The sequence below is a fragment of the Algoriphagus sp. genome (genome assembly GCF_024305035.1).
Lineage (GTDB): Bacteria > Bacteroidota > Bacteroidia > Cytophagales > Cyclobacteriaceae > Algoriphagus.
The window spans coordinates 1-12945 of record NZ_JAMWZB010000055.1; the positions used below are offsets into that span (position 1 = coordinate 1).

8 protein-coding genes and 1 tRNA gene are annotated in these 12945 nt (G+C 42.0%); 5 read left to right on the forward strand and 4 right to left on the reverse strand.

The annotated features are described in order from the left end of the window. Positions 1-67 precede the first annotated feature (67 nt). Positions 68-2275 (reverse strand): sodium-translocating pyrophosphatase, encoded by a 2208-nt coding sequence (locus Q0L00_RS19175; protein ID WP_297338512.1) that lies wholly within the window; start codon positions 2273-2275, stop codon positions 68-70. A 218-nt stretch (positions 2276-2493) separates the two neighbouring features. Here Q0L00_RS19175 and Q0L00_RS19180 point away from each other — a divergent pair, with 218 nt between their 5' ends. After that, entirely contained in the window at positions 2494-4875 is a 2382-nt protein-coding gene (locus tag Q0L00_RS19180) for a GAF domain-containing protein (protein ID WP_297338513.1), read from the forward strand. Here Q0L00_RS19180 and Q0L00_RS19185 read toward each other — a convergent pair. Both Q0L00_RS19185 and Q0L00_RS19190 read right to left on the reverse strand, forming a co-directional pair. Continuing rightward, positions 4843-8526 (reverse strand): BamA/TamA family outer membrane protein, encoded by a 3684-nt coding sequence (locus Q0L00_RS19185; RefSeq protein ID WP_297338514.1) that lies wholly within the window; start codon positions 8524-8526, stop codon positions 4843-4845. The two genes, Q0L00_RS19180 and Q0L00_RS19185, sit on opposite strands and share 33 nt — an antisense overlap. Then, entirely contained in the window at positions 8523-9374 is an 852-nt protein-coding gene (locus tag Q0L00_RS19190) for an SdiA-regulated domain-containing protein (RefSeq protein WP_297338515.1), read from the reverse strand. Before Q0L00_RS19190 ends, Q0L00_RS19185 begins: the two co-directional genes overlap by 4 nt. A gap of 101 nt (positions 9375-9475) precedes the next feature. Here Q0L00_RS19190 and Q0L00_RS19195 point away from each other — a divergent pair, with 101 nt between their 5' ends. Next, the gene (locus tag Q0L00_RS19195; RefSeq protein ID WP_297338516.1) at positions 9476-10609 is read left to right on the forward strand and encodes a Pycsar system effector family protein; all 1134 of its coding nucleotides are present in this window, start codon (positions 9476-9478) and stop codon (positions 10607-10609) included. Here the strand turns inward: Q0L00_RS19195 and Q0L00_RS19200 are convergent. After that, the gene (locus tag Q0L00_RS19200) at positions 10606-11529 is read right to left on the reverse strand and encodes a serine hydrolase (RefSeq protein WP_297338517.1); all 924 of its coding nucleotides are present in this window, start codon (positions 11527-11529) and stop codon (positions 10606-10608) included. The genes Q0L00_RS19195 and Q0L00_RS19200 overlap by 4 nt on opposite strands. 49 nt (positions 11530-11578) lie before the next feature. Between Q0L00_RS19200 and Q0L00_RS19205 the strand changes: the two genes are divergently transcribed. The 3 genes from Q0L00_RS19205 (at position 11579) to Q0L00_RS19215 (ending at position 12810) form a co-directional block, all read left to right on the forward strand. Beyond that, positions 11579-11881 carry a hypothetical protein gene (locus Q0L00_RS19205; protein WP_297338518.1) on the forward strand — a complete coding sequence of 101 codons (303 nt, stop codon included), beginning with the start codon at positions 11579-11581 and terminating at the stop codon, positions 11879-11881. Between the two features lie 29 nt (positions 11882-11910). Next, complete coding sequence (locus Q0L00_RS19210; RefSeq protein ID WP_297338519.1) at positions 11911-12339, forward strand: DUF4174 domain-containing protein; 429 nt, start codon at positions 11911-11913, stop codon at positions 12337-12339. 396 nt (positions 12340-12735) lie between these two features. Next, positions 12736-12810 (forward strand) — tRNA-Pro (locus tag Q0L00_RS19215). Positions 12811-12945: the final 135 nt, after the last annotated feature.

Below are 12945 nucleotides of genomic sequence, written 5' to 3' on the forward strand. Positions count from 1 at the left end.
TACGGTGGTGTGAGAGGACAGGTAGGGAAATAATCCCTACCTTCCTACTCGATTAGTTAAGGGGAAATTATTTAATCACCTCTTTGATTTCGGTGATAACTTCTTTTCCATTTTCCATTTTGATTTCTTTCTTGATTTCAATTTTTTCTGCGGTAGCTTCCCCATGAGTTCCCTCTGAGATATGGGGTGCGATCACCAAGGCCACAATGGACATCAATTTGATCAGGATATTCATGGATGGACCGGAAGTGTCTTTAAATGGATCCCCTACGGTATCCCCTGTCACCGAAGCTTTGTGAGGCTCAGACTTTTTGAAGTACATTTCTCCATCGATTTCCACTCCTTTTTCAAAGGACTTTTTCGCATTGTCCCAAGCCCCACCAGCATTGGATTGGAACATTCCCATCAAGACTCCAGAAACGGTCACCCCGGCAAGCAATCCACCCAATACCTCAGGACCAAAAGCGAATCCCACTAAAATTGGAGTGATCAGGGCAATTGCCCCTGGAGCGATCATTTCTCTAATCGAGGCTTTGGTGGAAATCTCCACGCATTTTTCATACTCCGGTTTGGCTTTGTATTCCATGATACCGGGGATTTCCCGGAATTGACGTCGAACTTCATTGACCATATCCATGGCCGCACGACCCACAGCTGCAATAGCCAGGGAGGAGAAAATAAAGGGAATCATTCCGCCTACAAAAAGTCCAGCCAACACTGGAGCTTTGTAAATATCAATGGCGTCGATGCCAGCTATTCCCACAAACGCTGCAAATAAAGCCAGTGAAGTCAATGCTGCAGAGGCAATTGCAAACCCTTTTCCAGTGGCTGCCGTTGTATTTCCCACCGCATCCAAAATATCAGTTCTGCCACGAACTTCTTCGGGAAGTTGACTCATTTCAGCGATCCCTCCGGCATTATCGGCGATAGGACCAAAGGCATCGATTGCCAACTGCATGGCCGTAGTAGCCATCATTCCGGCAGCAGCGATAGCCACTCCATAAAGACCTGCAAATTCAAATGCGCCATAAATCCCTCCTGCCAACACCAAAATCGGAAGAACGGTGGATTCCATTCCAACGGATAATCCGCCGATTATATTGGTGGCATGCCCTGTAGCCGATTGCTTTACAATTGACATGACCGGGCGCTTGCCCATGGCAGTGTAGTATTCGGTAATGATCGACATCAAGGTGCCCACGACTAGACCAAGAATAATTGCGTAAAACACATCCATGTTTCCAAACTCATATCCCCGGATAACCATAGTTTCAGGAAGCATATATTGAACGACAAAAAAGGAGGCAATTCCAGTAAATACAATGGAAGACCAGTTCCCTAAATTAAGTGCTTTTTGTACGTCTCCTTTTTCATCTTTCACGGTGACAAAGGCCATTCCCATAATAGAGAAAATGATTCCTAAACCGGCAAGAACCATAGGAAGTAAAATTGGTGCCAAACCGCCAAAATTATCTGCTGATTGAATTTCTCGTCCCAAAACCATCGTCGCCAAAATTGTGGCTACATAGGATCCAAAAAGGTCAGCTCCCATACCTGCTACGTCGCCTACATTGTCTCCGACGTTGTCTGCAATGGTGGCCGGATTTCTCACGTCATCTTCTGGGATACCCGCTTCCACTTTTCCTACCAAATCAGCTCCGACATCGGCGGCTTTGGTATAGATACCTCCCCCTACACGGGCGAAAAGGGCAATGGATTCGGCTCCAAGGGAAAACCCTGCTAAAACTTCCAGCGCTTTTTCCATTTCCAGGCCATTGACTCCTGCACCGGCGCTAACGACATACATTTGATAGAAAACAATAAAAAGTGAACCTAGACCTAAAACTGCCAATCCTGCCACACCCAATCCCATGACAGAACCACCGGTGAAGGAAACTTTCAGCGCTTGCTTCAAGCTCGTCCGAGCGGCCTGAGTAGTTCTTACATTGGCTTTGGTGGCTATATTCATCCCGATATAACCTGCAAAAGCGGAGAATACCGCCCCAATTAAAAAGGAAATTCCAATGATCCAATCGGAAGTTTCAACTAAAGTGCCTGACCAAGCCAATAGGATGAAGGCGATAATGGCAAAATAGGAAAGCACTTTCCATTCTGCTTTTAGAAATGCCATCGCGCCATCGGCAATATATCCTGCCAATTCCATCATATTTTTGTCACCTGTTTCTTGTTTGGTGACCCAGGCAGACTTGATAGCCATGACTATCAAGCCGATAATTCCCAATGCTGGGACCAAGTAAATAGCCGCTTGTTCCATAGAGTAAATCGTGTACCGTTAATTGTTTGGTTTATTGTTAGTGGGGCAAATATAGAATTTCTCGTTAACCTGCCAACTGAAAAGAATAATCTGATTTTTTAGATTCCCTATCATGGCTTTGGTGGATTACTTCCCTGATTTGGCGTAAATGGCTGAATAATCCGAAATGGGAACTTTACATAGCAATTTTTGGTAGTAATTCACTAAGCATCTTGAACATGGAAAACTCCAATTCCAAATTTCACCAACCCATACGTTCTCACTTGGACTTTTCGATGCTTTTTGCACAATGGGAAAGACTGTCTAACAAAGCGGAACCTGATACCTGTCTCTATCATGATTTGCTTCAAAGAATTAAGGGTTTTCCTGATTTAAATCAATTCCCGGTTGATCCGGAGGATTTGAAAAAGCGAGAAAACCGATTAGGTTTAGGTTTAATTTTGGGGTCGATTTTCCCACTTTCCGGACAAGAGGAACGCAAGATTTTTGGAATTGCCAAACCCTTTGAGTTTAAACCAATTTATGCCACTCCGATTTTTCATGCTCAGTTTTTAGACCGAAAGGGAGAAATTGTCATCCCGGAGAATCTGGATCCGGATAGGCTTCATTTCCAAAAAATGCTTTTGGTGTATGAGTTGATTTTAGATCAGATCTATGGTATAAAGATTAATCCAGTGCATCCGCTAGTTTTTAAAGTTTCGGATGAAAATGGCATTACCCGTCATTTTCAGATTCAGTTCACCACTCAATTTGTAAAAGTAGTGCCTCGCGGTGCATTGCCTTCCATTCATGGCAAGTCGGAAATTTGCAGTGGAAACATGCCCAATAGCTACGACCTCAATCAGTGGATGGAACTGTTGCCGCTAGATCAATTTGATTTTTATGGGTTCATCATAGAAGAAGCGATTGATTTGACGATGGCTCAATCGGTTGCCCAGTTGAATGAAACCGTTCTTCGTCAGGAACAGCTCTCGGTAGAAGAGTTTTTGCATGTGGTGGAGGATTCGGTAAAAAGTCTCTTGAGTAAATCAAACATCAAAGTGGGGTTGGCCATTTTACAACGGGTGAATGAACGACTTGTTCTTACCGAAAGTCGCCTGGCTTATAGTTTTTTGATCAAAAGCCTCTGTACCGGTGGATGTAAGGATACCCTTCAGGGGGTGATTGAATTTCTTTCCCGAGTGAAATCTCCAGTGTTTTTGAATGATCTGGATCAGATTGATGAATATTATCCCATGCGGGAAAAATTTGCTCACCTCGGAGTTAAAGAACTCATTCTATATCCGCTGAAGCACCATGGGAATCTGGTGGGGGTGTTGGAGATCTCGGCATTTGAAGCACAAAACTTCGATCCATCCATGTTGTTGACATTGGATTTTTTAGCGCCATCGCTTTCCTTGGCTTTACATCGTCAAGCCGAAAATCTCGAGAATCGAATCAAAAGTATCGTGCGAAAAAATTTCACGGCTATTCATCCGGTCGTGGAATGGAAGTTTGACGAAATCGCCCTGGATTTTGTGCTGGCTGAGGAAGAGGGGAAACATCCTGAAATCAAGCCTATTTTATTCAAGGACGTGTACCCACTTTATGGGGTGATTGACATTAAAGATTCCTCCCTGGAGCGAAACAAAGCGATTCAATCGGATTTATTGACCCAGGTAGATTTAGCTAGAGGGATTTTGACTCAAGCAAATAAGCTTGAGTTTTTGCCATTGCTGGAAAATATGTTGGATCGGTTGGAAGATTTTAAGCGAAAAATCAATCCTATTCTGGTAAATGAAGAGGAATTGCGCTTAGTTGATTTTTTTCAAACAGAATTGACCCCTCTTTTCAAACATGTGAGAAATCAATATCCTGAGTTAATACCTCAAGTAGACTATTATTTTGGGCAACTTGATTCGGAATTGAATCTAATTACGCAAAAAAGGGGAGCGTTTGAACGAAGCATGAGTTCGATTAATGATACGATCGGAAATTTTTTGGATAAGGAAGAAGTGAGAATTCAGCGGATGTTTCCGCACTACTTCGAGAAATTCAAAACCGACGGCATCGAATACAATATTTACATCGGTCAATCCTTAGTTAAAAACCATCAATACGACGAAATCTATCTGAAAAATCTCAGGCTGTGGCAACTCCAAACCATGGTGGATTTGGAAACCATGGTTCGCCAGCAGGCTCCTCTTTTGGATTACCCGATGAGTACTACTCAATTGATTTTGGCCTATTCTCAACCTATTTCTATTTCGTTTCGACTCGATGAGCGAAAGTTTGACGTGGAGGGGAGTTACCATATTCGATATGAGGTGATCAAAAAACGAATCGATAAAGCACTGATCAAAGATGGTGGCGAACGATTAAATCAGCCGGGAAAAATAGCGATCGTATATTCCCAGCATCACGAGGCGGAGGAGTTTCGTGAGTTTATTCACTTTTTACAGAAAAAAGGCAAATTGGAGCCTCATATCGAAGATTTAGAGCTCGAGGATATGCAGGGAGTACATGGGTTGAAAGCTTTGCGAGTAAAGGTGAGAACTGAGCCCTTGGAGACCAAGGGTTCCGTTTTTTCAAAACTGATAGCCGAAGGTAAAGAAAGGTAAGGTTTCCTCTTTATTGAATCCCACGGAAAAAACTGTCACAAATTGATTAAGGGGCGCCAGCCAAATTCCCGCACCCGCAGATCGATGCCAGGTAGTTGAGGATTCTCCTTGTAGCCAGACTCTACCCACATCATGAAATCCTAGCAATCCTACTGTTGCAGGAAGGAGGTAGGTGTTCAGATTAAAGAGTTGGATTCTGACATCAAAATTATGATAGGCGACAGCATCGCCATTGAACCGAAAACGACGAAATCCTCTCAGGTTATCCATTCCCCCTAGGGTTTGACCTTGGAAAAATTCATAATTTCCCCAGTTTTTGCCATAGCCAAATCGTGTGGCATAGGTGATTTTGGCAGGATAGGAAAATGACCAATACAAAGCCAAAGAGGATTCTAGACTTGTATTACGAGATGCGGATTTTGAAAAAGCCCATCGCTGCTTGAATTCGTTTTGAAACAAAAATCCCCTCGAAGGAAACTTTTCATGATCCCTTTTGTCCAAATTGAGTTGGGCAAACAGGCCCCCAAAAGTTTTGGGCTCCAACAAAAGATTTTGGTCGATTCCGCTTTCCGGGCTGGTGATGAATTTATCGGAATTATCATCGGCATCAAAACGAAATAATTCAACAAGAGGGCCTATTTGGAAATAACCGGATTCGGCCAATTTTTTTTGTAATCCAACATTTGCCTCATACCAGCTGAATCGCGTTCGATAGAACCGCACTTGCTCGTTTCTTTCTTCCAATTCCCCCGAAGGAGCGCCTGCTTCATTTTCGCTGATAAATTGACTTTCATTTCCAAAACCAAAAAAATTGAATGCATAATCAGGTGCTCGGACCTTGCCGCTCCAGGTCATATCCCAATTCCCCAAAATATCGACCGCGTGAGCTTGGTAGGCAATATTGAAGGCACCCGTTCGGAAAGCATAGTTTGCTTTGATCTGTTGTTGAGTTTGGTAAGGTGTTTTTTTCCAACCCTGTTTTTCCCAGAGAATTCCGCTACCTAGGAAAATCCCATCGTCTTGATTGTATTCCAGAGAGGCCATCGGCATCACGTTATCGTAAGCGAATTCCTTTCGATTATATTCGAGCTGGGTTGAATTAGTGGCCTTTTTGTAGATGGATGATGGACCCGCAGCTTTTTGGACAAAGCTAGTCTTTGGCAGATAGATCAATTGGTTTTTGTTGGGCAATTGGGCCTGGTCTCTAATCACATAAGGATCGGTTCCTGGGATAATTCGTACCTTTATTTTACCAGTTCCGATACCTTTTAAAAGAAAAACATCTTCTCCCTCCAAGCCATAGAGGCGGATTTCCTGGGTTTCGTCTGGTTTAAAAGTCCGGTTATAATAACGTTGTTCTATTTGGCCTGATTTGGATATTTTTCTGATCTCCACATCAATGGCTCCGTCCTCCATATGCTTGATTTCGAATTGATCATTTTTTTGGCTTCCCGGTATATCTACTTCTTTGGCCAAAAAATCATAGTATTGCAAAGCTTTTTCCTTCAGCCAGGTTCTACGATACATCAGCTTAGCAGTAATCACTTTTTCATCCCGCTCTCTGACAGAAATGGGCCAGTCCGAAAATGCCCCGAGAATGGTTTGATCAGACATTTTTGGGATGATTTTATCCAATTCCTCTTTCCAATCACTTCGGTCCAAATCATGGAGAAAACTGCGGTCAAAATAGCGGGCATTGAACATAAAGCCATTTACATTTTTGAGTTGATATCCAAAGCCCTGAAACTTGGGGTTGGCCCATTTTCTTGAAGCAATTTTTGGGAAAATGCCTTCATTGACAAAAAAGGCCTGGTCTCGATCCCGAGGCATGGGGAGGAATTCCCATCCTTCTTTTCCTTTGCTGCGAACCCATCTCCATTGATCGTCGTGCCGGTCCCAATCCGCTATCCACAAATCAAAAATACGAGCTTGAAGTACCGCCCGTTGATTGACTTGGTTATCATTATCCTTCAGCACCGTTTTGATCATTTTATCCGTGCTAATGACCTCGACTTCTGGACCGGCTAGTGGTTGGGATACTTCACGCTCCTCAAATAGAAATACCTGCCCACCAAAGTCTTTACGATGTGGACCCAAAGCAGGGTTATCTGGTAGAAATACAATTTCAGGATGGGTATGGATGATGTCAAGAGATTCTGCGAGATGGGCCACAGCTAAGGCTGCATAGGGGTGCGAGGCAGATATCTGATCCTGAACAACCTGTTTGGCTATGGTTTTTCGTAATTGAGGACTGAGCGCATTTTCGGGATATTTATTTACACTGCGAAGAACAAATTCTTCTCCGTTGGAGTCTTCCAAGCGCAAGCTTCGGGTCTGCATACCGCCCCCTCTTTTGGTGATGGTAAGCCCACCTTTTTCTTTCAAAAGATCAAGGGATCGAAACTGCTGGGGAAGCGCCCAAGTTTCTCGATAGTTTTTGCCAAAAAAGAATTGATGGCCTTTGCCTTTCAGGTATTGAAGGGTAATGGGATTTGTGTTAAGAGTTTTTTGTTTTGTAAGTGAATCTGGTTCCCAATGTTTAGGATGTGTTTGATTTGCTTCAAGCCAAGATTCATATAATAATTGATCCTTTTCAGGGCTAATGAAATTAAGTTTTACTTTTCTATTCCCATAAAAATCCAGAGCTGCATAGCCTTGGTTTCCATAAGTGAATTTGGCAGGATTATTTTTTCGAATTACAGTGTGTTTTGCACCGGCGCCACTGACAATATAATGAGCGTATTCCTCTTGGGTATAAAATAATCCATGCTCATGTCCTGAAACTTGGATAACATGGGGATGTTCTTTGATGAGTTGATCCAAGGATCGAATCATCGCTTGATATTTGGGATGGGGAATATCCTGTATGTCTCCAAACCAAGTTCGGTAAAGAGGAAAAACCGATCCAAGTATTGGGATTGGAATGTACAGGTTGTGATGGATAGCCCGCAAAGGAAAAAGGTGATCTTTCCAGTTATATCCGCCATTGTGAGGTCCATAGGCCCGCATGGGATGATGCATGGCTAAGATGATAGTTTTTTCCTGATTATTTTTAAACCCAGCAGAAAGTTGCGCTAGAATTTCCTCCTCGGTCTTGGATTCGCAGTCGGATTCTTCATCGGGTTTCTGGTTTTGATGCAGCCACCACTGGCTATCTAAGATCACCAATATTGTTTCCTTGTCCAACTCAATCCATTCTGGCCCCGGACAGGCGTCGGCTGGTATCCACTGCACTCGATCTTCGGGGTAGTGGTCATGGATAAAAGCCTGTGCTCTGAGAATCGCCTCATAACCACCGGATTTTCCTTTTTCCCAATCGTGATTACCGGGAATCATCCAGACTTTTTCACTGATTTGATTGAAAATATCCAGTTGGGTTTTCAAAATCAATTTGGATTCTACTCGTTTTGTTGATGATTTTTTTGGGAGTCCCAAAGGGTAAATATTATCGCCTAGATAAATCAAATAGCTGGGAATCGTAGACTGAATTGTAAGTTGTTGACTTAAATCCTCAATCACGGGATGGTTTCCGTCTTTCATTTCCCCTGCATCGCCGATGAGGTAAATTCTAAATTTGGGAGCATTGGAAGTCTGGCCAATTGATTCCTTTGCACCAAAAAGGAGCAAAATAAAAAATACCATATTTCTCATGGCTGATAGGTAAAAATCAACAAATTGGCTCTTCCGTCTCGGGCTTCATTGGAAATGTACAAGGTACCGTCTGGGGCAAAAGTGATTCCTTCGGGTTGTTTGAAAAGGGAGGGAGGCAGGTGATGAAAACCCAAAAAATCACCTTGCTGATTCATCACTAAAAGCCAACGATCAGTAGATGAGAGGAGGTAGATTTCTCTCGTGATGGGATGAATTGCTGCCGCCCCTGGTTGAATTTTGATTTCTGATAAATCCATTGACCGAAAAGCTGCTTGGATGTCACTTCGCTTGAGGATCATGTATATCTCTGTATCAAATTTTTTTTGAACCAAATCAAATCGATAAACGGATGCTTGAGCGGGAGTTTTATCCCAATTGCAGACTTTACAAAAAAGTAGCAAGGATGGTTCTGTATCTAAGGTTACAATGGCTTCGAAGTCACGTTTTTGATCTATTGGAAACTCATGAATCTGAGTAGTAAATCCCTTGGTCAAGGGCTCATGTATTTGATAGAGATTGCCGTTGCTTTGTAAGACATAGGCAGTGTCCTGAGCGAGTAGCAAATCCTCGATGTCCTTATTCTTTGCAAACTTCTGTTTTCTTTTAATGTTGCCTGATTTGGGATCAATTGAATAGATGATGGAAGATTCATCCTCTATTGCCCAAATTTCATTTGGTCTTTTCCAGGCAAGTCCCGAGATTTCATCTAAAGTCCCCGGCAAAAAAATCTTATTTACTTCAGCCAACTCATACCCATCTGGCAAAGTGAAATTTTTTGAAAATTCTAAATTACCTGTGCATTGAGCCAAGATAAACGTGAAAATCAAGGAGAATTTAGCGGGATGCATAGTTATTTTACAGGAAGTCTTTAACTTTCGTTTGATCAAGTACCAATTCAAGCTAATAAGTGGAAAACCTGCGCGAAAAGTTCGAATCGTGGATTCGGGAAATGTTTAAACAGCGACTAAAGAAAGAAGTATGTTATCATAACTTGGATCATACGCTGTTAATCGTCGAAAAATCCAAGCAGATAGCAGGTTATGAAGGACTAAAAGGGGAAGAACTCGATGATCTTTTTTATGCTGCATGGCTGCACGATACGGGATATTGGGAGGGGAAAGCAGAAGGGCATGAACAGAGAGGTGCCGAACTGGCGCAATCTTGCCTAAGTGAGTTGGGGCTCGATCAGCAGCGAATTGATCGGGTTAAATCCGCCATTTTAGCCACCAAAGTTCCTCAAAGTCCCCAGAATATCTTTGAGAAAATCCTTTGTGATGCAGATATGTATCACTTGAGTACGCCTGATTTTTTGACCTACACGATGTGCCTTCGACAAGAAATGGAAAACCTTCAAACCGACCATTGGACCAAGCTGGAATGGCTCAAAAATTCACGGGAATTCACGCTTGCGCATCATTATCACACCGAGTTTGGGAAAAAGTTTTTGGAACCAAAAAAGATTGAAAACCTAACCATTTTGGAAAAGGAAATAGAGGAATTGGAAAACCAAAATCCCAAATCCGAAAAGAAAAAGAAAAACAAGAAGTCCGACCGGGGAATTGAAACGATGTTTCGGATCACTTCGACGAATCATTTGGAACTTTCTGCCTTGGCTGACAACAAAGCCAATATTATGATTTCAGTTAATTCGATAATTATTTCCATTGTTGTAACGGTCTTGATTCGAAAACTGGAGGAGTTTCCAAACTATACCATTCCGGCGATTTTGCTGATTTCGACCTGCTTGGGAGCGATGATTTTTGCAATTTTGGCCACGCGACCAAAAGTAACCAAAGGATTGGTGACAAAAGAGAATATTGAGAAGAAACAAGGGAATCTGCTCTATTTTGGTAATTTCCATCAAATGTCACTCGAAGATTACGCTGCGGGCATTCGAGAGATGATGGAGGATAGTGATTACCTTTATGGAACCATGACCCGGGATATTTATTTTTTGGGTAAAGTATTGGCTAAAAAATATAAGCTCTTGAGAAAAAGCTATACCGTATTTATGTTTGGCTTTGTGATTTCGGTTTTATCTTTTTTGGTTGCTACTTTATTTTATGATCCTCTGACCTATTAATATTCGATCCCTTTCAAAAATTTTTCTGCGTTTTGTGGAAGTCGATAGGGAGAGTCAGGGTTAAAGTGCTTCCATACTTCCTGTGAAATTTTTCGACTCAGTTCCCAAGCCTCATTATCAAATTCCCAGCTTTCATCTTCATTATTTTTAGTGAAAATGGATAAAACGTAATCTCCTGCAGGAGAATTGACCAATAATACTTCCGAACGAGAACGATTGACCATGCCCTGTTTGGAGAGGACATTAATAGTAGGGGGGATTTGAGATAGGGCATACTCTGTGTAGTAGCTGTTGGAAAGCAAACGAGTCATTTGCTCGGAAGCGGACCGACCAAAAAAGGTTTGGTTATTAATTCCGGTAATTAAGTCGGCCATTTCTTTTGGGGTGGTTTGTCCCCAACCGTATTTTTCCCAATCCGTATCTCTTCCCGGAGTTCTGCTATTTATACGCGTATGGTGAAAGCCCCAATTCTCAAGCAATGGGTTAACCGTTTTCCCTCCTCCGGCCAACTCTTGAAGCCAAAGTGAGGTCGTATTATCAGAATAACTTAACATCAGTGCAATCAAGGTTCTCAGGTCGGTTTGGGTGGAGTCTTTAAAGAACTGCATTAAGCCGGAGCCACCGTATTTGATCGAATCACGATAGGTGAGCCGTTGATGAAATTGGAGATCTTCTTTTTCGATTTTATCAAAAATTCCCAAAAGAATGGGGATTTTCACAATGCTTGCTGTTGGAAAAATGCTGTCGCCATTGATTTGGGCGGATTCCCGGTTGTTGAGATTTTCCACATAAAGACCAACTTCTCCTTTAAAATCCTTGACCAGAAAATCAAGCTTTTCTTGCAGGGAACTGCTGTCTTGTGAAAAGCCAAACCTGATTATTCCCATTAATCCTAAAAGTAATACTAGAAAGTTGCGCATATGTTGAGGAGCTATTAAATTCATTTATTCAGATAAATGTAAAAAAGCTATGACTAACCTTCACCAAAATAGGCGGGAAGAATTTTTAAATCGAACCAAAAATGAGCTAAAAGGGGATTCGGTTCTTTTGGCGCTTTGGCACGATGGCAAGGGCGATTGGGATGCGGCTCACGCACAGGTAGATCAGTTGCCGGGTAAAGATGCAGCAAGAATTCATGCCTATCTTCATCGCAAAGAAGGAGATCTATGGAATGCTGATTATTGGTACAAACGAGCAGATGAGACTAGGCCAGATATGACCCTTGATCAGGAGTGGGAGTTCTTGCTGGAGCGCTTTGATGATGTGAGATAACAATCGGCTTGGAACTGGGTTAAAATACTATGTTGCTGCTGGGAATCAATTGGTTGTTTTTGATTTTAGTTAATGTACAAATGGAGCAGGCGAAAGTCTTGGAAGATTTCCGTTGGAAAAATCGTGTTTTTATAATCAATGCTAGTCCTTTAGATGAAATTGAGGAAAAACAATTTGAAGATCGAAAATTACTTTATTTTCAGTTTCAGGAGGATCGTTTGGAGACGAGCAATTATGAAGGAGAAATAAACTTGGAATCCTTCATGAAAATAATCAAAGCTCAACCTACTGAAAACTGGTACTTAATCGGTTTGGATGGAGGGGTTAAGCGAACTGGAAAAGGTAGCCCTAACGTGGATCAAATCTGGGAAATTATAGATGCAATGCCGATGCGTCAATCAGAGATTCGAAAAGAGAAAAAAGACGGAATTTTCAAAAAATGTAAAGAATTACCCTGAAAAATACCCAGAACTGGGTATTTTTTGGCATTTTTTGAAGTAGTACTTTTGAAAACAATCTTTAATCCTTTTCTATGAAATTCTTTTATCTATCCTCAGTACCAAATGAAGCAGGAAAGTTTGAAGTACACCATCGAGATTGCGAATTTATTCCCGAAGGTGTAGACCGTGATTACCTAGGTCCTTTTAACAATGGGATGGAGGCAATGCGGAAAGCCAGGAGTTTAAATCCAGAGTCTTGTCTTTGCCCATCATGCTGTAGCAATACAACACAATCGGTAATCTTTAGGTGTAAAAATGAATGACTGAAAATCAATACACTAGCTTTTTTGTAGATTAAAAATTGAAGTTCTTTATTTTATCAACAGGTAAAATTAATAGATTTGCAATCAAATTCGGGGTGTGGCGCAGTCCGGTTAGCGTACACGTCTGGGGGGCGTGTGGTCGCAGGTTCAAATCCTGTCACCCCGACGAAATAGGATTTTAAACAAAATCAAAACTCTGTAAATAGCTGATTTACAGAGTTTTTTTTTGGTGTGCACAGCATGGGTGATAGCTATAGGGTGCAAGTCCCGAACACGCCTTGGCAGTTGGAAGTGTTAGCTT